The organism is Arthrobacter sp. Y3224055 (assembly GCF_059090825.1).
In genome coordinates, this window is the sequence record NZ_JBNHGB010000002.1 from 211,879 (window position 1) to 236,655 (window position 24,777).

Sequence of the window (24,777 nt, forward strand, 5' to 3'; positions counted from 1 at the left end):
CGGGTGCTCACAGGATGCCGGCCGGCAGGTGCGTGTTCCTGACTGCGTCGAAGACGACGTCGGTGAGTCTGTGCTGGCGCGCGAGGACTCTCCGCTGCCTTGCCGCGCCGGTGCCGTCGCGAAGGATTCCGTCGACGACGACCTGTATGGGTTCCAGATCGTCCGTTTCCGCCAGCACGGGGCCGACGTGTTCGAGCAGGGCGCTGACCACGTTTCGGGCCGGGGTGCGGTCGCTCTTCAACGGGTGGAGCAGTTCGTCTTCCAGTCCTGACCTGCTGGCCCGCCAGGACGCAAGACGCAGCAGCTCTGCCGGTACCGGAGGCGGCGGGCTGCCGTCGCTCCATTGGCGGGCAGCCGTCTCTACCAGCGCCCGGCACAAGGCGGCCACGGCGGCAGCTTGTTCCGCTTGCAGGCAGACATCGGCCACGCGTATTTCAACCGTGGGATGCCGTTGACCGAGCCGCGCGTCGAAATAGATCATGCCCTTATCCAGCAGCACGTCGCACTCGAGCAGCATCCCCAACAGTTGGTGGTAGGCAGCGGGGGAGCCGAAGATGCCGGTCGGCCCGGCGGTGGGCCACCGTTTCCAGACCTGGTAGCGGAAGCTGGCGTAGCCACTGTCCACGCCCTGCCAAAAGGGGGAGTTGGTGCTCAGCGCTAGCAGGACCGGCAGCCAGACCCGGATCCGGTCAAGCACGGCAACGGCTTCCTCATCGGAGGCAACCGAAACGTGCACGTGGAAACCGCACGTCAGCTGTTCGTGCAGGGTCAGACCGAACCGGGCTTCCATGGCCTGGTATCGCGGGCGCGGCACGAGACTGGTAGTGGCGGGCAGGGGATAGGTGCCCAATGCTGCAGCCCTGGCGCCAAAACGCCGCGCCTGTCGGTCAGCCTCGGCGCGCCCGGCCCTGATACCCGCTGCCAGCTCCTGCAGATCCTTGTACGGAGCGGACACCGCTTCGAGCTGTTCCTGCTTGACCTCCGACATCAGGCTGCCCTTGTAGCCTCCGCGGGACGCCGTATCCCGAGGTGTATCCAACGTCGCAGGCTCTCCCTGCCCCCGGAGCAGTTGTTCCGAGACTGAGGCCAGGGCGCCGGTCTTGGCGTCCACCAGGAGCAGCTCTTCCTCCACGCCAAAGGTTCGCATGCTGTTTAGTGTTCACCACAGGCGGGCTTGGCGAAAGACCGTCGCGGCCCGCCGGACATTCCTTGGGGCCGGACGCGGCACGTTCACGCCGGTTGATCAGGTTCGCCCGCGGTCATGACCGCATTCAGGGGTCCCGCCGGGCCGCAAAACGGGATACCGTAGCCGTCACGGAGGAGCGCATGCACCTCCGGCAGGGCCCGCAACCGATCAGAATCCCCACGGCCTGATCTTCGCAACGCCGCTTTGCAGCCCCGGGGTCTGTGCCGTTGCGAGCCGGCGTATATCGGCCCTCACCCTAGGATCGTGCTGTGGAAATCGTCGAAACCATGCTCCCCGGCGTCGGCATGCGCTATGACCTCAAGACGAGGACCAACGTCAATTTTTCCCTGGTGATAGACCGGAATGGCGGGGCCGACATCCTGACCTTTGACGAGGCCGATCCGGACCGGGCAATCAGCAAGCTCCAATTGGAACCGGAAGAAGCGTTACAGCTGGCCGAGCTCTTGGGCGCGCCCCGGATCACGCAGCGCTTTGCGGATCTTTCCAGGGAGGTCCCGGGATTGGAAACCAGCCGCTTCACCGTTCGGCCCGACTCACCGTATGCGGGCCGGGCTCTGGGTGACAGCAAGGCCCGCAGCCGGACGGGGTGCTCAATCGTGGCGATCATACGTGGAGAGCGCGTGATCACGGGCCCGACCCCGCAAGAGCAACTCCTGGCCAACGATGACCTGATAGCCTTGGGGTCGGCCGACGGGCTCGCCGCACTTGAGGCCCTCATCAATGCGCCGACCGCCACCTGAACGTGACACACCTGTCGCTCCTCCTGATCGAACTGGGAGTGCTGTTCACCGTCCTATCCGGGCTCGGGCTTCTGGCCCACAGGCTTGGCCTTTCACCGGTCCCGTTTTACCTCCTTTCCGGCTTGCCGTTCGGAGAGGACGGACTGCTGCCGGTGCATGCCGCGGGGCCCTTCGTGGAAACCGCGGGGGAGATCGGCATTGTCCTTTTGCTGCTCCTGCTGGGACTCGAGTTCTCCGCGGCCGAGCTGATGTACAGCCTCAAGCGGCATCGTGTCTCGGGTTTGATCGATTTTTTGCTGAACGCGGTACCCGGATTCCTGCTGGGACTGGTGCTGCAGCTGCCGTGGCAGGCGGCTTTGGCGCTTGGGGGAGTCACCTGGATATCCTCGTCCGGCATTATCGCCAGGTTGCTTGATGACCTGGGCCGCTTGGGAAATCGGGAGACGCCCGCGGTGCTGTCGATACTGGTCCTGGAAGACATGGCCATGGCACTGTTCCTGCCCATCCTGGTGGTGGTCCTTGCCGGCGGCGGAGCCTGGCAGGCAGCCGGGGGAGTCGCCCTGGCCGCAAGCGCTGTGACACTCGCCCTTGTCGCGGCACGCAAGGCCGGGTATCGGATGGGACGTCTGTTGTCTCATCCCCAGAATGAACAGGTCATGTTGCGCCTCCTCGGCATTACATTGGCCGTTGCCGGAGTGGCCGAGGGTATGGGCGCCAGCGCAGCAGTCGGCGCGTTCCTGGTGGGCATAGCGATTCCTCAGCACTTTGCTGACCGTGCCCGGCACGTTTTGAGCCCGCTGCGCGACCTCTTTGCTGCGATCTTCTTTGTGACCTTCGGCCTGGCCATCGATCCTGCGGACATGTGGCCCATCCTGCCGGCAGCCCTGCTGTTGTCCGTCGTGACCGCTGCTACGAAACTGGGTACAGGCTGGTGGGCAGCAGGAAAGGAAGGCGTGCGGCAGCGTGGACGGCTCCGGGCGGGGGCCGCCCTGGTCACCCGGGGTGAGTTTTCCGTCGTCATTGCCGGTCTGGCGGTTGCGGCAGGCTACACAGTGGTGGGGCCCATCGCCGCAGCATATGTGATGATCCTGGCGGTCGCAGGTCCTCTTCTGGCCCGCTTCAGCGACGCATGGGTGCCTCGAGCGGACGGTAAGGGCCTGCCGAAACAGGGCCCCGAACCGAGGTGAAGACTTTTTACGCCGAAGCCGGGGCACGCGGGCAAGACGTCCTGGTGCACCCGGCGTTTCAGGGAACAGGCGTAGGGCGCGCCCTTTTTGATCATGTGAGGCAGCGGTACCAGCACGTTCGGCAAACGGTGCTCATCACCGATGATGAACCTCGGCAACGCGCCTTCTACCAATCCATGGGACTAACCGAGGGATCGGATTTCGAATCAGGTCCCGTCCGCGTCTTCGCCCGGTTCCGCTGACGTGCGACCGTCCAAATACCGACGGCGCTGTGCTCTTCAAGACGCCGCCGCCCGCGCTTCAGCGCAATCTGGCCCTGGGCAGCACGTCTCTGAAGTCCCGGCCGTCAGGGGACAGGATGGATGCCCCAGCCGAGCCATTACTTGACATAATGTGGATTATCGGCGTTACGGAAAGGCCTAAGCGGGGACCTAATCCGTGGCGGTTCGCCTCCTGCTGCGGCGCATGTATACGTGGTCGTCGGCTGCGCGTTATGCCCAGCTTTCGAGTGTCCTGGCATGCGCGCCTGACCGGTGCATCTCGCTGCAGGCCGGCTGTGTTCGGCTCGTGGGTCCAATGATCCCTTGTCGTCCACAGACACACGAGCTCGCCGAACGTTGGCAACAGGCAGCCAGGACTCAATGTCACGCTATCTGTGCGGCGAGTTCGAGGCGAGACCCGATAGTGGGCTGGAAAAGCTGTTTTCCCGCAACCGCGTGTGCAATCGGGATCCCCTCGAACAACGTCGGCACTCCCCTCAAACCATCATTAGGTTGACATAACTCTGCACCCGCCTGCTGCCGTCGACGCTCCGGACTCCGGCGGCAAGCTTGGTCCTCAGGCGCCGACGTAAGCCGCCAGGTGCTTGCCGGTCAGCGTGGAACGATCGGCGACGAGATCAGCAGGCGTCCCCTCGAAGACAATGCGGCCGCCGGCATGCCCGGCCCCGGGCCCGATGTCGATAATCCAGTCGGCGTGGGCCATGACGGCCTGATGGTGCTCGATCACGATGACCGACTTGCCGGAGTCGACGAGGCGGTCCAGCAGGCCGAGCAGCTGCTCGACGTCGGCCAGGTGAAGTCCCGTCGTTGGCTCATCGAGCACGTAGATGTCGCCCTTTTCGGCCATTTGGGTCGCCAGCTTGAGCCGTTGCCGCTCGCCGCCGGACAGCGTGGTGAGCGGTTGGCCCAGCGTCATGTAGCCGAGTCCCACGTCGGCGAGCCGCTCCAGGATTTTGTGGGCGGCCGGCGTGCGCGCGTCGCCCGTGCCGAAGAACTCCTCGGCCTCGGTCACCGGCATGGCGAGCACCTCCGCGATGTTCCGGCCGCCCAGCCTGTATTCCAGCACGGCCGCCTGGAACCGCTTCCCCTCGCATTCCTCGCAGGTGGACTCGACGGTTTCCATGATGCCCAGTTCGGTGTAGATGACGCCGGCGCCGTTGCAGACGGGGCACGCGCCCTCGGAATTGGAGCTGAACAAAGCCGGCTTGACGCCGTTGGCCTTGGCGAATGCCTTGCGGATCGGTTCGAGCAATCCGGTGTAGGTGGCCGGATTGCTGCGCCGGGACCCTTTGATCGCTCCCTGGTCAATCACCACGACGCCGGGGCGGCGGGCGACCGAGCCGTGGATCAGCGAACTCTTGCCCGAGCCGGCGACCCCGGTAATCACCGCGAGTACTCCGAGCGGGACGTCGACGTCCACGTCCTGCAGGTTGTGCGTCGAGGCGCCCCGGACCTCCAAGGCACCGGTGAACGGGCGGACCGACTCCTTCAGGGACGCCCGGTCGTCGAAGTGGCGGCCGGTGGTGGTGTCGCTCCCCCGCAGTTCCTCAACGCTGCCTTCGAAGCAGATCGTCCCGCCCGACGTGCCCGCGCCCGGCCCGAGATCCACGACGTGGTCGGCAATCGCTATGGTCTCGGGCTTGTGCTCCACCACCAGCACGGTGTTGCCCTTGTCCCGCAACTGGAGCAGCAACTGGTTCATCCGCTCGATGTCATGGGGGTGCAACCCGATGGTGGGTTCGTCAAACACGTAGGTGACGTCGGTGAGCGACGAGCCCAGGTGGCGGATCATCTTCGTTCGCTGTGCCTCTCCCCCGGACAGCGTCCCCGCCGGCCGGTCGAGCGACAGGTATCCCAACCCGATCTCCGCAAACGAATCGAGCAGGTGCTGCAGCCCGGTGAGCAGCGGCGCGACCGACGGCTCGTCCAGAGCGCGGATCCAGTCGGCCAGGTCGCTGATCTGCATCTGGCAAAGATCCGCGATGTTCTTGCCGCGGATTTTCGACGACAGCGCCTCCTGCGCGAGCCGGGTTCCGTTGCACTCGGGGCAGGTGGCGAAGGTGATTGCGCGGTCCACGAAGGCCCGGATGTGCGGCTGCATCGCCTCACGGTCCTTGGAGAGCATCGATTTCTGGATCTTGGGAATCAAGCCCTCATAGGTGAGGTTGATCCCCTCCACCTTGATCTTGGTCGGCTCCGAATAAAGCAGCTGATGGAGCTCCTTCTTCGTGTACTTCGCAATCGGCTTGTCCATGGGCAGTCCTGCACCGCTGAAGATGCGGCCGTACCACCCGTCCATGCTGTAGCCGGGTACCGTCAGTGCGCCTTCGGAGAGCGACTTCGTGTCGTCGTAGAGCGCGGACAGGTCGAAATCGCTGACCGAGCCCATGCCTTCGCAACGCGGGCACATCCCGCCGAGGCGGTTGAAGGTGGCCTTCTCCGCCTTGGTCTTGCCGCCGCGCTCGACCGTGATGGCCCCGCTGGCCTTGACCGACGGGACGTTGAAGGAGAAGGCGTTGGGCGACCCGATATACGGGTCTCCCAGCCGGCTGAAGAGGATCCGCAGCATGGCGTTGGCGTCGGTGGCCGTGCCCACGGTGGAACGCGGGTTGGCGCCCATGCGTTCCTGGTCCACGATGATTGCGGTGGTCAGGCCGGCGAGGAAGTCGACCTCGGGACGCGACAATGTCGGCATGAAGCCCTGGACGAACGCGCTGTAGGTCTCGTTGATCAGGCGCTGCGACTCCGCGGCAATGGTGCCGAACACCAGCGAACTCTTGCCCGATCCCGAGACCCCGGTAAACACCGTGAGCCGCCGCTTGGGGATCTCGATATTGATGTCCCTGAGGTTGTTCACCCGCGCGCCCTGCACCCGGATCAGGTCGTGGCTGTCCGCCGAATGCAGCGATGGCTGCTGCAGGTCCCTCGTCGTGGCCGTGCTCATTGCTGTCTCCATCCCTTGGGTGCCTCGCCCGCACGGCCCGACCCTGCGCCGGCGAGACCGCTGTCCGCTCGGTTCGGGGTGCCTTGCCTGCCGGCGCCCCTCCGCCCGACGCGGCAACGGTTACGTCTCTTTACCTTAATGGACTAGCCCGGAACCCGCTCCGGATTTTTGGTCCGCCGCGCGGCCGGTCGTTACTCCGCGGCCTCGCCGACCGCTTCGAGCGCTTGGCGGATGCGGCGGGACGGTCCGCCCAGGTTCAGGTCCTTCGCGAGCTGCTCAAGCCGCTCTGCCTCTTCGGGGCGCAGCGGCCGGAGGGTGGCATCGAACGTCCCGAGCTCCAGGTCGCGGACGACGCCGACAACGGTCGGCGCGACGTCGAGGTAATCGGAGGCCTCCGTGATCCTGGCCCGCATCCGTGCCGCCATGGCAGCCGTGGGATCCGCCGCCGCCGCAACGATCCCGCCGAGGCTGCCGTAGTCCTTCAGCAGCCCGGCCGCCGTCTTGTCGCCGATGCCCGCAACTCCGGGCAGGCCGTCGGACGCGTCCCCGCGCAACGTGGCGAAGTCGGCGTACTGACTGGGCAGCACGCTGTACTTGCGCACCACCGACACGTCGGTCATCACCTCGAGGTTGCTCATGCCCCGCGCCGTGTAGATCACCCGCACACCGCGGTCGTCGTCCACCAGCTGGAAGAGGTCCCGGTCCCCCGTGACGATATCCACCGGCACATCGGCCTGGGCCGCGAGACTGCCGATGACGTCGTCGGCCTCATGATGGTCCGCGCCAACGACGGCGACATTGAGCGCGTCGAGCACCTCGCGGATCAGGGGCAGCTGTTCCACCAGTCCCGCCGGTGTCTCCTCGATATCGAGACCGTCCGGCACGCGCCGGGCCACGCGGTGGCTCTTGTAGGTGGGGAGCAGCTCCACCCGCCAGGCGGGGCGCCAGTCGTTGTCCCAACAGGCCACCAGCCGGGTGGGCCGGTAGTCGGTGATCAGCCGGGCCATGATGTCGAGCAGCCCGCGCACGGCGTTCACGGGGGTGCCGTCCTTGGCTTTGATCGTGTCCGGCAGGGCGTGGAAGGCCCGAAAGTACAGCGACGCGGTGTCGAGGAGCATCAATCGTTCTGCCACAGGTTGCCCTTTCGCTGCCGGTGAGGAGCACGTCCACGGGAGTTGGTACTACCTTAGTGGCATGGCTCCCGGTCCCCTGCGGTACGGCAGCGGCTTGGTGGTGCTGCCGATGACGGCGGCCCTGCTGGCCGCATGTTCGGGCGCTCCGGGGAGCCTCTCCCCTGCCTCCCCGAGCGCCCGGAACGTGATCACTGCTGCCGTGGACCAGAGCCGGGCGGACTACACGGACCGGGTGGTCAGCCTCATGATCACCAACACCTCCGCGCAGCCCCTGCTCGTCACCTCCGCGGCGCTGCATTCCCCGCATTACGACGGCGCCGCCGACTGGAAGCCGACGCGCACCGGCGGGACCAAGGTGGCCCCCGGTGCGACGGTGAGCCTGCCGGCCGACCTGCCGGCCGCCCGGTGCTCCGCCGGTCCGTCCCCGACTGCTGCGGAGTATCGGATAACCGTGACCCTTGACGGCGAGGGCCCCGCGCCGGGCACGGTGGAGGTCCCTGCCGGGGATCCGCACGGTGTCCTCGCGCGCAACCACACCGGGGACTGCCTAACCCAGGCGGCGGCTTCGGTGGCCGGGCTTCGGGTCAACCCCGGGCTTCAGGTGCTGGCCGGGAGCCGCGCTGCCGTCGTCGAAGTCGAGGTCCGGCCGTCCGGCGGGAAGGGCTCGCTGGTGATCGAATCCTTCGGGACCACCACCTTGCTCAGCGAAGACGCCGAACACCCGTGGCCCAAAAACATCCGGGTGGCCGGGACGGATCCGGCGTCGCGGCTGGCCCTGCATGTCGTGCCGACCCGCTGCGATCCCCATGCCCTGGCCGAAGACAAGCTGGGCACCAAGATTCCGGTAACGATCAGGACGGCGGGCGGAGCCGGCGTGCTGCGGTTGGACGGCGGACGGGATTTCACCCGCGAGGTATACCGGTTTATCGCCGACGCCTGCTCCTCCGCGGACCGGAGCGGCTAGCGGCGCAGGATCGACCGGAGCGGCTAGCGGGGCAGGATGGAACGGAGCGGCTAGCGGCGCAGGATGGGACGGAGCGGCCAGCAGCGCAGCAAGGGCCGGCGCCCCTACACTGACAGCTGTGACTGACTACCCTGCGGAACGCCTGCGCGATCTCGTTCATTCGCTGGCCGCCTCCGGCGACCCGGCGCCCATCCTGCAGGTCGGCGAGCCCGTGCTGAGGCAGCCTGCCGCGACGTTCGACGGGCAATTGGACGACGCGGAACTGAACGCCCTGCTCGCACTCCTGCGCCGGACCATGCACGCGGCGCCCGGCGTCGGACTGGCGGCGCCGCAGGTCGGCATCCCGCTGCGCATCGCGGTCCTCGAGGATGCCTTTCCAACGGCGCCCGAGGTGGCCGCCACCCGGGAACGGGCGCCGCTGCCCTACTTCGCCATCATCAATCCGTCCTACCGCGCCCGCGGCGACGAGACAGCCGCATTTTACGAGGGGTGCCTGTCCTTCGCGGGCTACCAGGCGGTGGTGGAACGCCCCCGCAGCGTCGACCTCGACTTCGAGCGGCCCGACGGCGTCCGCGTGCGCGAGACCTTCTCGGGTTGGCAGGCCCGAATTGTGCAGCACGAAACGGACCACCTCTCGGGCACGATCTACGTGGACAAGATGCAGCCCCGGTCTTTGAGCGGCAATGACGAGTACACCCGGCACTGGGCGCAGCCGACGATTGACCTGGCACGCGCCGGCCTGGCCTTCTAGGCCCCGCAACGGCCCAGCCGCCGTGCTACGCCCGGGCTGCGGGATCCGGTTCGGCGGCTGCCGCCCGTCCGCCGTCGTTGTTCTGCGCCGTGGGAAGGTGGGCCGCCCACCAGCGCAGGATTTCGTCGAAGCGCTGCTTCCGGTGCCACGGCGTACCGGTACGGGACAGCTCATGGTTCTCCCCGGGGAAGATCAGCAATTGCGTGGGCACGCCGCGCTGCTTGAGGCCCACGTAGTAGCGCTGGGCCTGTTCCAGCGGGCAGCGCAGGTCGTCTTCGGAGTGGATGACGAACACCGGCGTCCGGACGGAATCCAGCAGGGCGAACGGGTTCTGGCTGTGCACCTGCTCGGGATCCGTGCCGGTGTATTCGTCGGAGAAGAACCAGCCGATGTCCGAGGAGCCGGCGAATGACGGCGGGTCCAGGTAACCCCGCTCCACGATCGCGGCGGTGAACCGGTGGTCCCGGGACACCGTCCAGGCGGTCAGGTAGCCGCCGTAGGATCCGCCCATGATGCCCTGCCGCGTACCGTCCAGCTGCGGGTATTTGGCGACGGAACCCTCCAGGAACGCCAGGACATCGGCCATGGCGAGGGTTCCCAAGGCACCCTTGACGGCGCGCCCGTGCGCCTGCCCGTAGCCCGCGGAACCGCGCGGGTTGCACATGACGACGGCGTAGCCGGCCCGGGCATAGACCTGTGCCTCGTCGAAAACCTCCCAGCCGTACTGCGCGAACGGCCCGCCGTGGATGTTCAGCAGCACGGGATGCGGCCCCCGGCCCTCGGGCAGCAGCACCCAGCCGTGCACCGGGTATCCGTCGGCCGAAGCAAAAGTCTCTTCCCGCGGCGCAATGAGGCCCGAGTCCCGCAGCTCCGCGGAGAAGTCGGTCAGCCGGGTGAGCCCGCCGCCGGCCACGAGCCCCAGATCACCGGCGGTCGACGCGTCGGAGAAACTGACGACGGTGTGGCCCGCCGCCCGGTCGGCCGCCGCTGCGTTCAGCGGCCCGTCGACCAGGACCGCCATGCCGCCGGTTGCCGAGACCTCCACCAGCTGCACGGCGCCGCGCTGCCGGTTCAGGGCCAGCACCGCATCCGGGCCGGCCGCCACCAGCGTGCCTTCGCCCAGGTCCGTCCCCTCCGGATCGGTCAGGCGGCGCACCTCGTGGGGGGCGGAGACCGGAGCCGCGTACAGCGCGGTATTCTGCGCCACGAAGTCCCTCCCGCCGCCGATGAGGCTGCCGAGGTAGAACAGCCAGCGGCCGTCGGCGCTGGGCTGTGGCGCCGCGGCGGCCAGGAGCGGGCCGGAAAGGTTGGACATCAGCCGCGGGCTGCCGCCGGCAGCGTCGGGCTCCAGCGCGTACACGTCCCGGCGCAGGTCCTCGTCGGCTCCCTCGTGGAGGGCGGCGGTGAAGTAGAGCGTGCGGCCGTCCGGGCTGAAGGCCGGGCAGTCATGGTCGGCGTCCGCGAACGTCAGCCGGCGCGCTTGGGGCACGGCGGTAAAAGCGTCTTCGCCGTCCCGGCCCGCCTGCCGGGCGGCGCGGCCCACCGGGGCGACCGGCGGTTCGGCCTGCAGATCCGGTGCGTCCACCTCGAACAGCTGGGCCCGCTTGTCGCCGGTGTAGCCGACCCCGTTCAGGCGGTACTTGTAGCCGGTGACCAGCCGGGCGTCCTCGGCGCCGGGGCCAACCCCGTCCATCGTGCCGTAGCGACCGTCGGCGGGGACCCGGGCCGCGAAGACCAGGCGGCGTGAGTCCGGGGACCAGACGAACGAGGAGACACCCAGTTTCTCGTCGGTGACCGCGACTGGCTCCCCGCCCCGGCTGTCCACCACCATCAGTTGCGCCCGCTCCCCCGGTCCGGCCGCGCGGAGGAACGCCAGGCAGAGCCCGTCGGGCGAGTAGGCGGGTGCGGTGTCCCTAAAGCCGCGCGTGAGGCGGCGGGGCGCACCGCCGCCGTCGTCCAGCGGGACTTCCCACAGTTGCCCCACGTAGCTGTCCGACGTGAAGTCGGGATGCGTGGCCGAAACCGCGGCCCGGCCGCCGTCCGGATGGAGCGTGGGGGCGGACACGGAATTTAATAAAGCAATGTCTTCAGATCGCACGACTGTGAGCCTAGTCTCACCAGCAGGCCGGAGCCAATCGGCGGATCGTGGTCCGGCTTTGCCTAGGATGGAGCATGCCCTCCGCCCCGCACTTCCAGGACCTGATCCCGCTGCTGCTCTGCCCGGTCTGCGGGGAAGGACTGCTGGCCGCCGGGCCCACCCCGGCCCAGGGGCTGCGCTGCGCGGAGGGCCACCAGTACGACGGCGCCCGGCAGGGTTACGTCAATATGCTCACCGGGCGCGGCACCCGGTTCACCCCGGACACGGCCGAAATGGTCTCCGCCCGGGAGGCGTTCCTGGGCGCCGGCCACTACGCACCCCTGGCGGACCAGCTGTCCCGGACGGTCCGCGCCCTCCAGCCCGGCTCCCCCGCTCCCGTGGTGCTGGATGCCGGCGCCGGCACCGGCTACTACCTCGCGGCCGTCCTCAAGGGACTGGGCGACGGGCGGGCCGTGGCGCTGGACCTGTCCAAGTTCGCCCTCCGGCGCGCGGCCCGGACGCTGCCGGACGCCTTGTGCCTGGTCTGGGACCTCTGGAAGCCGCTGCCGCTGGCGGCCGGGACCGTGGACCTGATCCTCAACGTTTTTGCGCCCCGCAACCCGGCCGAATTCGCCCGGGTGCTGAAACCGAACGGGCACCTGGTGGTCGCCACCGCTGCGCCGGGGCACCTGGACGAGCTGCGTGACGTGGTCCCGCTGCTGGCCGTCGACACCGATAAGGCCGACCGGCTGGGGGCGGCCCTGGGCGGCGACTTCGAAGAACTGGCCGCCGATCCGCTGCAGGTGCCGCTTCAGTTGGGCGCCGAGGACATCGTGCGGCTGGTCATGATGGGGCCCAACGCCCACCACACTGACGCCGACGCGGTGCGTGCGGCCGTCGGGGATGCCGGACGGCCGCTGCAGGTCACCGCGCGTTTCACCGTGAGCACGTACCGGCGCCGCGGCCGCGGCGGGGAGCCCGTCCGCCCCGCCGGTTAGCCGCCGCCGGTGTCCGAGCGCCCCCTAGCCGCGGCCGGGCCTGGCGGGGGATTTCTTCCGGACGCCCGGATTCAGGTCGACGAACATCCACTTCAGGAACAGCTGGATCAAGGGTCCGATGGCCAGGACGAACACCAGGGTGCCGAGGCCCACGACGCCGCCGAGCAGCCACCCGGCGAGGGTTGCCGCTGCTTCGATGCCGGTGCGGACTATCCAGACCTGCCAACCGGTCGCGGCGTGCAGGCCGGTCATCAGGCCGTCCCTGGGTCCGGGTCCGAGGCCTGCCCCGATATACAGCGCGCTGGCCGCCGCCAGCAGGACCAGTCCGGCCGTGAACGAGAGGACCTGCGCGGCCAGGTGATCCCAAACCGGGATGAGCAGCAGCCCGAAGTCGGCGAAAAACCCCACGAGGATGGCGTTCGCGACCGTTCCCGCGCCCGGCTTTTGCCGCAGCGGGATCCACAACAGCAGCACGGCCGCGCTGATCGCCACCGTGGCCCAGCCGAAACTGATGCCCGTGGCCTTGGCGACGCCCTGGCTGAGCACATCCCAGGGGGCCGAGCCAAGATTGGCCCTGATCATCAGCGCGATGGCGATCCCGTAGGCGAAGAGGCCGGCCAGCAGCCGCAGCGTCCGCAGGGACAGCCGATTGCTGGTCAGCAGGGTTCGCATGGCCGGTTCCGGGGTGCGCGGCAGGGCGCGGTGTTCAGCACTGGATCATCCTATCCGGCAACGCACCCAGGCCCGCGGGACGGCCTATCTGGTCACAACTTGGCCACGAAACGCCTCGGAGCGTCCGGAAGTGACGGATTTCACTCCGCCGCGCGTCGTCGTCGGGCATGATGGAGGTACTAAGGGCACCGGCAGCCCGCGGTTTCATGCATGCGTACAAGAGGCAGGCTCGGGAGACGGCGGCTGCTCCAACATCAGGGGGTACTGATGATCGAATGGCTCGTCGCCAACAGCTGGGTCCTCTGGCTGGCCGTGTTCCTGATCCTGGCCATCGTCGAAATGATGACGCTGGACCTGTTCTTCATCATGATGTCCTCCGGGGCGCTCGTGGCCCTGTTCGCGGCACTGCTCGGCCTGCCCTTCTGGATGCAGGTGGTCATCTTCTGCGTGGTCGCGTTGCTGATGGTCCTTTTCGTCCGACCGGTAGCGCTGCGGCATCTGCGCAGCGGACCGCGGGACCTGGCTACCAACGTTGACCGGCTGATCGGCGAATCGGCGATGACCCTCGAATCCGTCACCGATCATTCCGGCGTCGTGAAGATCGGCGGCGATACGTGGTCGGCCCGGTCGGCGGACGGCTCGCCCATCCCGGCCGGCCAGCGCGTTTCGGTCGCCCGGATCGAGGGGGCGACCGCCGTCGTGACTCCGCAGCGCGCGGACGGGCCGCTGCCGGCCCAGTAAGACCCGGGCGGGCATCGTGCCGGCACCGTGACCCACTGAAACCACTCTTAGAGGGGAACTATGGATAGCAATATCGGAATCTGGATCGTGCTGCTGGTCCTGATCGTCTTCGTCGTGATCGTGCTCGTCCGCGCCGTGCGGATCATCCCGCAGGCACGGGCGGGCGTCGTGGAACGGCTGGGCAAGTACCAGCGCACGCTGAACCCCGGGTTGACCATCCTGATCCCCTTCGTGGACCGGCTGCTGCCGCTGCTGGATCTGCGCGAACAGGTCGTGTCCTTTCCCCCGCAGCCGGTCATCACCGAAGACAACCTGGTGGTCTCCATCGACACCGTCGTCTACTTCCAGGTGACCGATGCCCGCGCCGCGACCTATGAGATCGCCAACTACATCCAGGCAGTGGAGCAATTGACCACCACCACGCTCCGCAACGTGGTGGGCGGCCTGAACCTGGAAGAGGCGCTCACCTCACGCGACCAGATCAACGGCCAGCTCCGCGGCGTCCTGGACGAGGCGACCGGGCGCTGGGGCATCCGCGTCTCCCGCGTGGAACTCAAGGCGATTGACCCGCCCCACTCCATCCAGGACTCCATGGAAAAGCAGATGCGGGCCGAGCGCGACCGCCGGGCGGCCATCCTGACGGCTGAAGGCACCAAACAGTCCCAGATCCTGACGGCCGAAGGCCAGCGCCAGGCGGCCATCCTCGCCGCCGAAGGCGACGCCAAGGCAGCGATCCTGCGTGCCGACGGCGAGGCCCAGGCAATCCAGAAGGTGTTCGACGCCATCCACAAGGGCAACCCCACGCAGAAGCTGCTGGCCTACCAGTACCTGCAGACGCTGCCCAAGATCGCTGAAGGCGAGTCGAACAAGCTCTGGATCATCCCCAGCGAGGTGGGCGAGGCGCTCAAGGGCATCGGCAGCCTGCTGGGAACGGCCACCCCGGACAGCGAGACGGCCCCGGCCGGCTCAACAATCGGCAGCGAGCTGCGCGGCTGACACAGCAGAAAACAGGCACGGGGCCGGGAGCCCGGAGCGTCAGCCGGTCGGATGCTCCGCGCCCCTGCTTCGGTTTACCCGGGACCGCCGCCCGGACTATAATGGGTGGTTTGCCGGGAAGTTGCCGCCTACAACCATCCTTGACGCAGGCGGGATTCGCGTTATCATCGCGGCCGGGAACAGACGGCCGCCCGCCGACGTTGAGAGTGTTAGCGAGCCATCGCGGACGCGGTCCAGCCGCCGGTCCGCCACAAGACAAGAGGGAGAGATCATGAGCGATCGTAGCCTGCGGGGTATGCGCCTCGGAGCGCAGAGCATGGAGACTGAATCCGGTGTTGAACCGGCTCCGCGCCAGCGCGTTGAGTACCGTTGCGAGGACGGCGAGCAGGTGTTCGTGACCTTTGCCGCAGAAGCCGAGATCCCCCCGGTATGGGTTTCCAAGTCGGGGAAGGAAGCACTCCTGGTCAACGGAGAAAAGCCCGTCGACCCGAATGCCAAGCCGGTGCGCACCCACTGGGACATGCTGCTGGAACGCCGCAGCGTTGAGGAGCTCGAACAGATCCTCGAGGACCGCCTGACCAAGCTGCGCGAACGCCGCGGGGAACGGCGCACGGCTTAAGGCCTGACCGCCCCGTCCTTAAAGAGAGGGAGCGCGCCCGCCGGGGCGCGCTCCCTCTCTTTGTGCCGTGGGGTTGTGTACGGTCGCGGTCAGCCTTTGCGGGCGCGGAGTCTCCGCCACTTGTCCGCGATCCCCCACTTGGTGACCAGCAGTATGGACTCCAGCACGATGCCGCCGCTCATTTTCGAGTCGCCGTATTCGCGTTCGACGAAGGTGATCGGAACTTCACGGACCGCCAGTCCTGCCTTCAGCGTCTGCCAGGTGAGGTCGATCTGGAAGCAGTAACCAACCGATTCCACGCTGTCGAGATCGATGGCGCGCAGGGTCCCGGCCTTGAAAGCGTTGAAGCCGCCGGTGATGTCGCGGATAGCCACGCCGAGCATGAGCCGGGAGTACAGGCTGCCGGCCAACGAGATGGCCTTGCGGTGGAGTGGCCAGTTGACGACCTTCCCGCCCGGAATCCACCGCGAGCCCTTGACCATGTCCGCGCCGCCATCGAGTGCGCCCAGTAACCTGGTCAGCTCCTCGGGCTGGTGTGAGCCGTCGGCGTCCATCTCCACCAGGACGTCGTACCCGGCGTCAAGCCCCCAGCGAAAGCCGGCGATGTAGGCGGCGCCCAGCCCCGCTTTCCCTTCGCGGTGGAGGACATGGATGGCGGAGTCATCGGCCGCCAGCCGATCGGCCAAGGTTCCGGTGCCATCCGGGGAATTGTCGTCGACCACCAGGATGTCCGAGCCAGGTACGGCGGTGCGGAGGCGGGCTACTGTCTTCGGGAGGGACTCGATCTCGTTATACGTCGGGATGATGGTGACGACCCGCACTCAGTGGCCTTTCGAACGTTGTGCTGCAAACCGCAGATTTCCTCGTGCCGGAGATACCCGGAGGCTTCCGCATCGACGGTCCAGTATAGGCCATGAGTTTGGACCGGAGGCCGGCGGGCACGCCCGGCCGCGCGGCCTGAAGGTGAAAGGAAGGGTAGGTCCACACGCCTTCGGGCCACGAAAGCAAACCTGTGGGGGAACGCAGACATGTTTTCTACTGACGTGCGGACCTACCCCGGAAGTGCCGGTTCGTCAAGGGACGTCGGGCGCAACCGCCCGCAGGCAGGTGCCGCCAGCAGCCTCTCTCCCCGGCACGGACCGGTATCCGCGAAGAAATACCGGCCCATTGAGAGTTCAGCCTACTGGTTGTGCGGGATGTGTCAATACCGCTCTGACCTGCGGTTTTGTCCATACCTGCACGTCAGAGCGGGGCTCCCGGCGGTCGAAAGTTCTCGAAATCAAACAAATCGTTCAGATTTTTCCGCGACCGCCGAAAACGGAACTACCTCAGGAGCCGTCATAAATGGTTACTCCATTCATCACCGTGCGGACACACACCGGCAACCTGCCGCTGTCCAGAGAGGGCAGCATCGGCGTGCCCGCACGCGCATCGGTGCTCCAAGCGGACACCCGCGAGTCGGGAGTCTGGATGGAGAGTTCGTCCGCGTCCCAGACGGCGAACGTCGCGGGAGTACCCGGAGCCAGCTGGCCCTCCATGGGGTTCCGTTCGCCCGCGGCCCGCCAACCGGCCCTGGTGTGCGCCAGGAACGCCGCCCGGGCGGAGATCTGCTCGGACCGGTTATGGTGCTCCAGGCACGCCTTCACGGCGGCCCACGGGCTTTGTTCCGTGACCGGGGCGTCGGACCCGATCGCGACCGGAACGCCCGCAGTCTGCAACGTTCCCACCGCGTTCATGGCGAGTGCAGACTCGGCGCCCAGCCGCGTGGCATACATGCCTTCCGCCCCGCCCCAATAGGCGTCGAAGAGCGGCTGCATGCTGGCGGTCACCCCGTGCCGGAGCATCCGCTCCAGCGCCCCCTCGGGGACCATTTCCACATGTTCAAGGCGCGGGCGGGCCGACCGTACCGCCGCGTCCCCGACGCGTTTGGCGGCCAGGTCCAGGGCGTCAAGCACCCGCAGCAACCCGGCATCGCCAATCACGTGGAAACCCGCCTGGATGCCCTGCTCCGCCGTCAGTTCTACATGCCGCGCAGCAGCCTCGGTGTCGAGATAGAGCGTCCCGTGCTCCCCCGGGAGGTCGGCGTAGCCCGCACTGACGGCCGCCGAATGCGATCCGACGGACCCGTCCATGGTCAGGTCCCCGCCCAGCCCCCGCAGGCGGCCGGAGAAGTAGTGCACCGTTTCCTTGACCTGTTCGGCGGAGGTCATCAGCTCCCCCCAATACGGCAGGATCCTCGGCCCGGGCTCGGCATCGCCGAGTTCGAGCAGCGCCAGCAGGTCCTCGGCGGGACCCAGCTGCGGGGCGGCCATTTCCGTGACGGCGACGTACCCGCGGGACGCAGCGTGCCGGAGGGCCAGCCGCTGGAGCTCTTCGCGCCGGCCGGCTGCAGGGATCTGGACCGCGGCCCGGGCCCGTGCAAGGGCCGGCCCGCTGGCCGTCCCCGTCTCCGACCAGCCGGGCAACTCCGAGAGCGACAGGCGGGTCGCCAGCGCGGCCGAGACGGCCGCGGAATGGACATCCACCCGCGTCAGGAAGACATCCGCCCCGCCCGACGCGCGATCCAGTTCGGCGGCGGAGGGGGCGCGGTTCTCGGGCCAGCGGGTTTCGTCCCAACCGTGGCCCAGGACGGGGCCGCCGTCCTGCCGGGAAGCGGCGGCGACGGCGTCGAGCAGTTCCACCAGCGACGCGCAGCCGGTCAGGTCGAGCGAGGACAGGGCGAGCCCCGTCTGCGTCACGTGGGCGTGCGCGTCCACGAAACCGGGCGCCACCAGGCGTCCATCGAGGTCGACCACCCGCATGCTGCCGTCGGCAATGGACGTCGCGGCGTGCTCCGACCCGATCCAGGCCACGGTGCCGCCGTCGACGAGCATCGCCGTGGCGTACGGGTCGGCGGCGCTGTAGACGCTGCCGTTGCGGTACAGCGTAAGGCCCGTGGCAGCGGGCAGGACAGATTCGCTCATGGAAATCCTTTCAGAAGGTGGTGTGCGCGCGGTAGCCGGGCTATTCGGCCACGGCGGCGTAGGCGACGACGCCCCGGCGGACCAAGCCAATGGCTTGCCTGCCGCGGGCCGCGAGCTGAGGATCGAGGGCGGGCACTTTGATCAGCTGGTCCAGCAGGTCGATCACCTGCTTGGCCCACCGGACAAAGTCGCCGGCGGCCAGGTCCGTGCCCTTGAGCGCGGTCTGCAGGGACCGGCCGCTGGCCCACTTGTACATCGGCCAGGCGAGCCCGAGCTCCGGCTCGCCGGTGAGCGGCAGCCGGTGCTGTTCCTCAAGATCGGTCAGCTGCGACCATTCACGGACGGCGATCATGACTGACGCTTCCATGGCGGCCGAGGGCATCTTGGGCCGGATGCCGGCCTCTTCCCGCTTGGCCTGGTACACGAGGCAGGACACGAAGGCCGCCAGTTCCGCGGCGGTGAGCCCGGCGAAGGCGTCCTGCTCCAGGCACAGCGCCACCAGCAGGTCACGGTCGCCGTAGATGCGCCGCAGCCGTTCCCCGGCGGGGCTGATGGCGACACCGTCGCCGCCGGTCTCCAGGTAGCCATAGCTGTCCAGCACCTGGCAGACCCGGTCGAAGGTCTTGGCGATGGTGTTGGTGCGGCCCTGGATCTGCGTCACCAGCTGGTCGGTTTCCTTGCGGAGGTTCCACCAGCGCTCCGCCCAGCGGGCATGGTCTTCCCGGTCGCTGCAGCCGTGGCAGGGGTGGGCCTTGAGTTTGCGGCGCAGGTCGTTGATCTGCCGCTCGGCCTGGGTCCCGCCGGGAACGATGAAGTCACGGTGCTCGCTCCCCCGCCGCGGCGGGCGCTTGTCGTGCAGCGCATTGCGCAGCGAGGACGCCAGGTCGCGGCGTTCCTTGGGGCTGCGCGCGTTGAAGGTCTTGGGGATCCGGATGGTGGAGAGTACCTCCACCGGGCCCTGGAAGTCGTCGACGGAAATGCGGCGGATGTGCTTCTCCTGGGTCAGCACCGTGGGGCGGGGCTCGCGGGCGGCTTCGTCCCGGTCCAGCACCACGGCGTAGCCGAGGTTCCGGCCCGCCGAAATGTCGATGATGTCGCCGCGGCGCAGGCGGTCCAGGGACGATGCCGCCGCCGAGCGCAGGTGCCGGGACTGGGTGCGGGAGGCGCGTTTCTCGACCTCGTTCAGGTCCCGGCGCAGGCGGGCGTATTCGTTGAAGTCGCCCAGGTGGCAGCTCATGGCCTTCTCGTAGCCTGCCAGCGACTCTTCCCGGCTGCGCACCTGCTTGGCAAGGCCCACCACGGAGCGGTCGGCCTGGAACTGCGCGAACGAGGTTTCCAGGATCTCCCGGGCCGGGCCGCGGCCAAACTGCGCGATCAGGTTGATGCTCATGTTGTAGGTGGGCCGGAAACTGGAGTTCAGCGGATACGTCCGCCGCGACGCCAGGCCGGCTACGGCTCCCGGATCCGTGCCGGGCTGCCAGAGCACCACGGCATGGCCTTCGACGTCGATGCCCCGCCTGCCGGCGCGGCCGGTGAGTTGCGTGTACTCCCCTGCCGTGATGTCGACGTGCGCCTCGCCGTTGAACTTGTCCAGTTTCTCCAGCACCACCGTCCGCGCCGGCATGTTGACGCCCAGCGCCAGCGTCTCCGTGGCGAAAACCGCGCGGACCAGGTTGTCGGCGAAGAGCTTCTCGACCACTTCCTTGAACGTCGGCAGCATGCCGGCGTGGTGGGCGGAAAAGCCGCGGGACAGGCCTTCGCGCCAGGTCCAAAAGCCCAGCACGTCCAGGTCCTCTTCGGCTATGTCCTGCACGGCCTCGTCCACGCGGCGGACGATGACGGCGCGTTCCTTTTCCGTGGTGAGCAGCAACCCGGATTCCAGGCACTGCTTCACGGCGGCGTCGCAGCCGTTGCGGGAGAAAATGAACGTGATGGCCGGCAGCAGTCCCTCGCTGTCGAGCTTGGCGATGACCTGCGGACGGCTGGCGCGCCGAATCCGGGTCAGCGCCTGCCGCGGGGGTTCGGGCGCGCGCCGCCCGCGCCGGCCGCCGGAACGGCCCCAGTTGGCGCTGCGGTTGAGCCGGTGCTCGGCCGACGCCAGTTTCAACAACTCGGGGTTCACCTCGTAGGCGCGGCCGCTGCCGGTGCCGGATTCCTGCGCGGTTTCGTCGAAGGCGACGTCGCCGGCGAAAAGATCGAACAGGTCCGAGCCGACCATGACGTGCTGCCACAGCGGCACCGGGCGGTGCTCGGACACCACCACGTCTGTGTCGCCGCGGACGGTGTCCAACCAGGCGCCGAACTCCTCCGCGTTGGAGACGGTCGCGGACAGTGAGACCAACTGCACGTCGTCGGGCAGATGGATGATGACCTCTTCCCACACGGCGCCGCGGAACCGGTCGGCCAGGTAGTGGACTTCGTCCATCACCACATAGGCCAGGTCCAGGAGGGTGTCGGAATTGGCGTACAGCATGTTCCGCAATACCTCGGTGGTCATCACCACCACGTCCGCGTGCGGATTGACCGAGGTGTCCCCGGTGAGCAGCCCCACCCGCTCCGCGCCGTAGGTAGCCGCCAATTCGTTGTACTTCTGGTTGCTCAGGGCCTTGATCGGCGTCGTATAGAACGCCTTGAGTCCCCGCTGCAGGGCCATGTAGACGGCAAACTCGCCGACGACGGTCTTGCCGGCGCCGGTAGGAGCTGCAACCAGGACGCCGCGGCCGCGCTCCAGGGCCTCGCACGCCTCGCGCTGGAAGGGGTCGAGTTCGAATCCGAGCGTCTGGCTGAACGAGTACAGCCGGGTCTTGGAGAAGGCCACCCGTTCGGCGGCCGCAAGGTAGCGTTCGGAGGGGGAACTCATAGCAAAAGCCTATCCGCTTAAATTCGCCGGCCCGATGGGTGCCGCCGGCCCCTGGCCGGGCCGCAGCCTATTTGGCTCCGTCCTGCTCCGGGTTGTCGGCCTTCAGCTGATCGAGCGGCGTGGCCTGGTCGACGCCGGCGGCGACTTCCGCTTCACGGACCTTGCGCCGCTTGTCCCGGCGCTTGTCGTTGAGCAGGCTGATGCCGGTTGCCACGAAGAACAACGCCAGCAAGGGGGCCGCCAGCAGGAACATGGACATGGCATCCGGGCCGGGGGCGGCCATCGCCGCCACCAGGCAGACCACGAACACCACGATCCGCCAGCTCTTGATCACGCGGCGGCCGGACAGCAGGCCGGCGAAATTCAGCCCCACCAACACCACGGGGAGCAGGAACGCGATGCCGAGGGAGAGGAACATCCGCATCACGAACGTCAGGTAGTCGGTGGCCAGGATCTGGTTCACGCCGCCTTCCGGCGTGAACATGGTCAGCACCTTGACGATCTCCGGGAGCACGATCCAGCCGAAGTAGATCCCCAGCAGGAACAGCGGCACGGCGGCGACCATGAAGCCGAGCGTGTAGCGGCGTTCCTTGGTCTTCAGGCCGGGCGTGATGAAGGCCCACACCTGGTAGATCCACACCGGGGAGCTGACCAGCAGCCCCAGGAAGATGGAGACCTGGATTTTCAGGTCGAACGGAGATCCGACACTGCCGTAGTTGATTTCCGCGCGCCGGCCCTCTTCCGCCGAGATTTCCATCAGCGGTGCCTGGACGGCGACCATCACGGGGTCGTACAGGAACCAGCCGGCGACCGCGCCGAGCAGGACGGCAATGCCGGACACGATGAGCCGGTTGCGGAGTTCTTTCAGATGGGCCTTGAGCGGCATCCGCCCCTCAGGGTTGGCCTTCCGGCCTTTCTTACCGGCCACGGCCCTTACTGCTGGTGCGGCGATGGGGATCCGCCGTTCGCATTCGGCTGCTGTCCGCGGTTGTCAGTGTTGTTCCGCGGCGGGTTGACCACGCGGCCCTCGACGGGTTCCGAGTCCGGGGCGGCGGTGGACGCGTCGTCGTCCTTCATCTGCTTCACCTCGGACTTGAAGATCCGCATGGACTGGCCCAGGCTCCGGGCAAGGCCCGGCAGCTTCGGTGCGCCAAAGAGCAGCAGCACAATGATCACCAGAATAATGATGGTCCAGGGGTTATCGAAGAGTCGTCCCATGCGTGGTTCCTTTCGTCTAGTCCATCCTATGCCATCGGCGGGTCAGGACAGCCGCAGATCTCGGAGGGACTGCCGCTGGCCGCGGGCGGCGCGCCGGGCGAATCTGCGCTGCCTCCGCTCCTCGCGCCGCCGCTCCTTGCCCTGGACGTATTCCTCCTTGAGTACCGCGGAGTCGGCGAAGAGTGCCAGCCGGGGGCGGTGCGGGTCGGCGGGCTGCCGTTCCGTTTGGAGTCCGCCGGCCAGCCGGTCGGCCGCCGCCTCGAATTCACGCAAAGTTCGCATGAACTGGCGGAAAATGCGCCAGCCGAGCAGGGCGATGAACACGAGGGCCAGCGCACAGAGGGCAACCCAGAGCAGGATCCAGAACCAAAGGGGCATGCTGTCCACTCTAGCTTCCGGCCGAAGCCGGGGCCGCGCGGTAGGCCTCCAGCGCCTGCCGCAGCCGTTCCCGGGTCTGGCCAGCCGCCTCCGCCGGTTCCAGCACGGCCACTTCGCCGCCGTGGCGTGCCGCCAGGCCGGGCAGCACCGCCGTGCTGGACAGCCGGATTTCGGCTGCGAGCGAACCGTCGGCAAGGACCGCGCGGCGCCGGGCGTTGTATTGGTCGGCCAGTTCGGCCAGGCGCTCGGAGATCCGCAGCACCACCACCTGGTCCGTCTCCTGCGGGGTGAACAGGCTGTCGGGGAATTCGCTGCTCCGTTCGGCCGGCGGCTCAAAGTGCTCGGCGGTGGCGGCCAGGGAGCGCATGCGGTCTACCCGGAACTGCCGCACGGCCTGCTGGCGGTGGCACCAGGCCTCGGTGTACCAGTGGCCGTCCACGGCGAAGACCCGGAGCGGATCGATCCGGCGGTTCGTCATCTCATCCCGGGACGGCACGAGGTAGTCGATGTCCACGCTTCGCCGGGCGGCCGCGGCTTCCTGCAGCGCGAGCACCTCGGGCGTGCTGTCCTCGGCCGCCAGATCCGCGGCGATGGCCGTGTGGCGGGCGGCAACCCCGCCGGCCGCCGCCAGCAGCTTGCTGAGCGCGCTGCGCAGGGCGGGCTGCTCCCCCACCCCGGGCACGGTCTCGAGGGCCTGCAGGCCGACCACCAGCGAGAGCGCCTCGTCCAGGCTCAGGCGCACCGGCTTGTCGATCTCGTCGGCGTTGTTGATGGAGATGGTGCCGTCTTCCCAGAAGGCTTCGATGAGCTGGTCCGGGCCGTAGCCGGGAGTCCCGCAGACGAACAGCAGGTTCAGGTCCTTGATCAGCTGGTTCTTGCTGATCTTGAACTTCTCGGCGGTGGCGTCCAGCGGCACCCCCGGATTCGCCGTGACGTAGGAGACCAGGTCCAGCAGCCGCGGCAGATGGTCCAGGGACCCCGTCTTCCGTGCCGGCCGTGAGCTGTCCTCCAGCAGGGTGTACGACGGCGGTGCCTGGGTGGCGGCGGCCAGGGCGCCTTCCAGCCGGCGCACCACGGCGCCGCGCAGCTCGTCCGGACCCTGGACCAGGGCGTTGGCGCCGTGCGAGGCAATTTCCTCCGCCAGCACCTCCGCGTCGCCGTAGCCAAGCGTGACGGCGTCCCAGCCCGCCGGCGGCCGGACGTCCTCGGCGGGTGCGGCGGCCGCACGCAGCGAGTTGGCCTTGTCCTGCCGGAGCAGGAGGACGGCGGTCCCGTTGTCCTCCGGCGCCTGCAGCCCGTCCAGCACCGTGCGCATGGCGAAGCCTTCCGGGATGCTGTAGGTCCCGTTCAGCTTCTTGATGGTGGAGGTGATCCTGGACAGCCGGAAGGTGCGCTGGGCGTCCCGGTCCAGGTCGCGGCCGGCCAGGTACCAGTGGCCGTAGCGGTTGCCCAGCCCCCAGGGCTCCACCCGCCGCGGCTGCGGCCGGCCGTCTTTGGGCGACCGGTAGTCGAAGGAGACCGGGGTGTGGTCCAACACCGCCTTGAGCAGCGGTTCGAAGGCCGGCTCCGCGGTGCGGATCCGCGGTTCAACCCCGATCAGTGGATCGCCGTCGGCCAGGGCTCCGTGCACGTCGAGCCGGCGGACGGCCCGGGCGGCTGCCGACCCCAGCGAGGCCTGCTGCCACAAGCGGGAGGCCAGCGAGAGCACCGCGCTCTCCCGGGCGGTGAAGTGGAGTTCCGGCAACCGGTACTTGTGCCGGTCGATCCGGTACCGCAGCCCGCTGTTGTCGTTTTCGTAGAGCGTGTCGTCCGGGAACGTCTCCACCGGGATGCCCATTTCCCGCAGGTCCTCTTTGTCCCGCTCGAACAGCCGGTTGAAGGCGTCGTCGCTGGTCGCCTCGCGATACGGCGGGATCAGCGCGCGCAGCTCCTCCTTGCTGTAGCCCCGGCGGCGTTCCAGCAGCGCGATCAGCAGGTTGAGGAGTCGTTCGGTCTTGGAGGCGGACATAGTTGAAACGTTACTGGCTGGAGGGTTTCGGGGTGAAGTC

Annotated in this window: 21 protein-coding genes; 9 read left to right on the forward strand and 12 right to left on the reverse strand. The window is 68.0% G+C overall.

Annotated features, from left to right (window positions below; translation table 11 throughout):
* Positions 1-7: 7 nt before the first annotated feature.
* Positions 8-1,147, reverse strand: coding sequence for a glutamate--cysteine ligase (locus AC5RTY_RS06295; RefSeq protein ID WP_493999741.1), 1,140 nt, complete (start codon positions 1,145-1,147; stop codon positions 8-10).
* Positions 1,148-1,455: 308 nt separating this feature from the next.
* Between AC5RTY_RS06295 and AC5RTY_RS06300 the strand changes: the two genes are divergently transcribed.
* From AC5RTY_RS06300 to AC5RTY_RS06310, 3 genes are read left to right on the forward strand one after another with little or no spacing between them, the layout of a single operon-like run.
* Complete coding sequence (locus AC5RTY_RS06300; protein WP_493999740.1) at positions 1,456-1,947, forward strand: cation:proton antiporter regulatory subunit; 492 nt, start codon at positions 1,456-1,458, stop codon at positions 1,945-1,947.
* Between the two features lie 2 nt (positions 1,948-1,949).
* On the forward strand, positions 1,950-3,134 hold the full coding sequence (locus AC5RTY_RS06305; protein WP_494139236.1) for a cation:proton antiporter: 1,185 nt from the start codon (positions 1,950-1,952) through the stop codon (positions 3,132-3,134).
* On the forward strand, positions 3,131-3,376 hold the full coding sequence (locus AC5RTY_RS06310; RefSeq protein ID WP_494074484.1) for a GNAT family N-acetyltransferase: 246 nt from the start codon (positions 3,131-3,133) through the stop codon (positions 3,374-3,376). The genes AC5RTY_RS06305 and AC5RTY_RS06310 overlap by 4 nt, the downstream gene beginning before the upstream one ends.
* Positions 3,377-3,971: 595 nt before the next feature.
* Here the strand turns inward: AC5RTY_RS06310 and AC5RTY_RS06315 are convergent.
* Both AC5RTY_RS06315 and AC5RTY_RS06320 read right to left on the reverse strand, forming a co-directional pair.
* Positions 3,972-6,359, reverse strand: a complete 2,388-nt coding sequence (locus AC5RTY_RS06315) for an ATP-binding cassette domain-containing protein (protein WP_493999737.1) — start codon at positions 6,357-6,359, stop codon at positions 3,972-3,974.
* 191 nt (positions 6,360-6,550) lie between these two features.
* Entirely contained in the window at positions 6,551-7,492 is a 942-nt protein-coding gene (locus tag AC5RTY_RS06320) for a 5'-3' exonuclease (RefSeq protein WP_494139237.1), read from the reverse strand.
* Positions 7,493-7,553: 61 nt separating this feature from the next.
* Here AC5RTY_RS06320 and AC5RTY_RS06325 point away from each other — a divergent pair, with 61 nt between their 5' ends.
* The gene (locus tag AC5RTY_RS06325) at positions 7,554-8,456 is read left to right on the forward strand and encodes a putative periplasmic lipoprotein (RefSeq protein WP_494139238.1); all 903 of its coding nucleotides are present in this window, start codon (positions 7,554-7,556) and stop codon (positions 8,454-8,456) included.
* A gap of 118 nt (positions 8,457-8,574) precedes the next feature.
* The gene (locus AC5RTY_RS06330) at positions 8,575-9,207 is read left to right on the forward strand and encodes a peptide deformylase (protein WP_494139239.1); all 633 of its coding nucleotides are present in this window, start codon (positions 8,575-8,577) and stop codon (positions 9,205-9,207) included.
* Positions 9,208-9,232: 25 nt separating this feature from the next.
* Here the strand turns inward: AC5RTY_RS06330 and AC5RTY_RS06335 are convergent, their stop codons facing one another.
* Positions 9,233-11,305, reverse strand: a complete 2,073-nt coding sequence (locus tag AC5RTY_RS06335; RefSeq protein ID WP_494139240.1) for a S9 family peptidase — start codon at positions 11,303-11,305, stop codon at positions 9,233-9,235.
* A gap of 74 nt (positions 11,306-11,379) precedes the next feature.
* Here AC5RTY_RS06335 and AC5RTY_RS06340 point away from each other — a divergent pair, with 74 nt between their 5' ends.
* Positions 11,380-12,282 carry a methyltransferase domain-containing protein gene (locus tag AC5RTY_RS06340; protein WP_494139241.1) on the forward strand — a complete coding sequence of 301 codons (903 nt, stop codon included), beginning with the start codon at positions 11,380-11,382 and terminating at the stop codon, positions 12,280-12,282.
* A 24-nt stretch (positions 12,283-12,306) separates the two neighbouring features.
* Here the strand turns inward: AC5RTY_RS06340 and yczE are convergent, their stop codons facing one another.
* Complete coding sequence (yczE, locus tag AC5RTY_RS06345) at positions 12,307-12,954, reverse strand: membrane protein YczE (protein WP_493999731.1); 648 nt, start codon at positions 12,952-12,954, stop codon at positions 12,307-12,309.
* A 267-nt stretch (positions 12,955-13,221) separates the two neighbouring features.
* Between yczE and AC5RTY_RS06350 the strand changes: the two genes are divergently transcribed.
* The 3 genes from AC5RTY_RS06350 (at position 13,222) to AC5RTY_RS06360 (ending at position 15,310) form a co-directional block, all read left to right on the forward strand.
* The gene (locus AC5RTY_RS06350) at positions 13,222-13,695 is read left to right on the forward strand and encodes an NfeD family protein (RefSeq protein WP_493999730.1); all 474 of its coding nucleotides are present in this window, start codon (positions 13,222-13,224) and stop codon (positions 13,693-13,695) included.
* 60 nt (positions 13,696-13,755) lie between these two features.
* Complete coding sequence (locus AC5RTY_RS06355; protein WP_493999729.1) at positions 13,756-14,691, forward strand: SPFH domain-containing protein; 936 nt, start codon at positions 13,756-13,758, stop codon at positions 14,689-14,691.
* Between the two features lie 271 nt (positions 14,692-14,962).
* Positions 14,963-15,310, forward strand: coding sequence for an RNA polymerase-binding protein RbpA (locus tag AC5RTY_RS06360; protein ID WP_493978444.1), 348 nt, complete (start codon positions 14,963-14,965; stop codon positions 15,308-15,310).
* An 89-nt stretch (positions 15,311-15,399) separates the two neighbouring features.
* On the opposite strand, the gene AC5RTY_RS06365 is transcribed toward AC5RTY_RS06360, so the two are convergent.
* The 7 genes from AC5RTY_RS06365 to AC5RTY_RS06395 all read right to left on the reverse strand — a co-directional run bounded on the left by AC5RTY_RS06365 (position 15,400) and on the right by AC5RTY_RS06395 (position 24,737).
* Complete coding sequence (locus AC5RTY_RS06365) at positions 15,400-16,131, reverse strand: polyprenol monophosphomannose synthase (protein WP_493999728.1); 732 nt, start codon at positions 16,129-16,131, stop codon at positions 15,400-15,402.
* A 507-nt stretch (positions 16,132-16,638) separates the two neighbouring features.
* The gene (locus tag AC5RTY_RS06370) at positions 16,639-18,273 is read right to left on the reverse strand and encodes an amidohydrolase (RefSeq protein ID WP_494013992.1); all 1,635 of its coding nucleotides are present in this window, start codon (positions 18,271-18,273) and stop codon (positions 16,639-16,641) included.
* 40 nt (positions 18,274-18,313) lie between these two features.
* Positions 18,314-21,133 (reverse strand): DEAD/DEAH box helicase, encoded by a 2,820-nt coding sequence (locus tag AC5RTY_RS06375; RefSeq protein ID WP_494139242.1) that lies wholly within the window; start codon positions 21,131-21,133, stop codon positions 18,314-18,316.
* 67 nt (positions 21,134-21,200) lie between these two features.
* Entirely contained in the window at positions 21,201-22,061 is an 861-nt protein-coding gene (gene tatC, locus AC5RTY_RS06380; RefSeq protein ID WP_493999725.1) for a twin-arginine translocase subunit TatC, read from the reverse strand.
* Between the two features lie 5 nt (positions 22,062-22,066).
* Positions 22,067-22,351 (reverse strand): Sec-independent protein translocase subunit TatA, encoded by a 285-nt coding sequence (gene tatA, locus AC5RTY_RS06385; RefSeq protein ID WP_493999724.1) that lies wholly within the window; start codon positions 22,349-22,351, stop codon positions 22,067-22,069.
* A gap of 42 nt (positions 22,352-22,393) precedes the next feature.
* A complete protein-coding gene (locus tag AC5RTY_RS06390; RefSeq protein WP_493999723.1) occupies positions 22,394-22,729 on the reverse strand; it encodes a hypothetical protein in 336 nt (111 codons plus the stop codon).
* A gap of 10 nt (positions 22,730-22,739) precedes the next feature.
* Positions 22,740-24,737, reverse strand: a complete 1,998-nt coding sequence (locus AC5RTY_RS06395) for a helix-turn-helix transcriptional regulator (RefSeq protein WP_494139243.1) — start codon at positions 24,735-24,737, stop codon at positions 22,740-22,742.
* Between the last annotated feature and the right edge of the window lie 40 nt (positions 24,738-24,777).

Excerpts from the sequence above, each read along its gene's own strand:
- AC5RTY_RS06295 (WP_493999741.1), bottom strand. The coding sequence starts at position 1,147 with ATGCGAACCTTTGGCGTGGAGGAAGAGCTGCTCCTGGTGGACGCCAAG.
- AC5RTY_RS06315 (WP_493999737.1), bottom strand. The coding sequence starts at position 6,359 with ATGAGCACGGCCACGACGAGGGACCTGCAGCAGCCATCGCTGCATTCG.
- AC5RTY_RS06325 (WP_494139238.1), top strand. The coding sequence starts at position 7,554 with ATGGCTCCCGGTCCCCTGCGGTACGGCAGCGGCTTGGTGGTGCTGCCG.
- AC5RTY_RS06340 (WP_494139241.1), top strand. The coding sequence starts at position 11,380 with ATGCCCTCCGCCCCGCACTTCCAGGACCTGATCCCGCTGCTGCTCTGC.
- yczE (WP_493999731.1), bottom strand. The coding sequence starts at position 12,954 with ATGCGAACCCTGCTGACCAGCAATCGGCTGTCCCTGCGGACGCTGCGG.
- AC5RTY_RS06350 (WP_493999730.1), top strand. The coding sequence starts at position 13,222 with ATGATCGAATGGCTCGTCGCCAACAGCTGGGTCCTCTGGCTGGCCGTG.
- AC5RTY_RS06355 (WP_493999729.1), top strand. The coding sequence starts at position 13,756 with ATGGATAGCAATATCGGAATCTGGATCGTGCTGCTGGTCCTGATCGTC.
- AC5RTY_RS06360 (WP_493978444.1), top strand. The coding sequence starts at position 14,963 with ATGAGCGATCGTAGCCTGCGGGGTATGCGCCTCGGAGCGCAGAGCATG.
- AC5RTY_RS06370 (WP_494013992.1), bottom strand. The coding sequence starts at position 18,273 with ATGAGCGAATCTGTCCTGCCCGCTGCCACGGGCCTTACGCTGTACCGC.
- AC5RTY_RS06375 (WP_494139242.1), bottom strand. The coding sequence starts at position 21,133 with ATGAGTTCCCCCTCCGAACGCTACCTTGCGGCCGCCGAACGGGTGGCC.
- tatA (WP_493999724.1), bottom strand. The coding sequence starts at position 22,351 with ATGGGACGACTCTTCGATAACCCCTGGACCATCATTATTCTGGTGATC.
- AC5RTY_RS06390 (WP_493999723.1), bottom strand. The coding sequence starts at position 22,729 with ATGCCCCTTTGGTTCTGGATCCTGCTCTGGGTTGCCCTCTGTGCGCTG.
- AC5RTY_RS06395 (WP_494139243.1), bottom strand. The coding sequence starts at position 24,737 with ATGTCCGCCTCCAAGACCGAACGACTCCTCAACCTGCTGATCGCGCTG.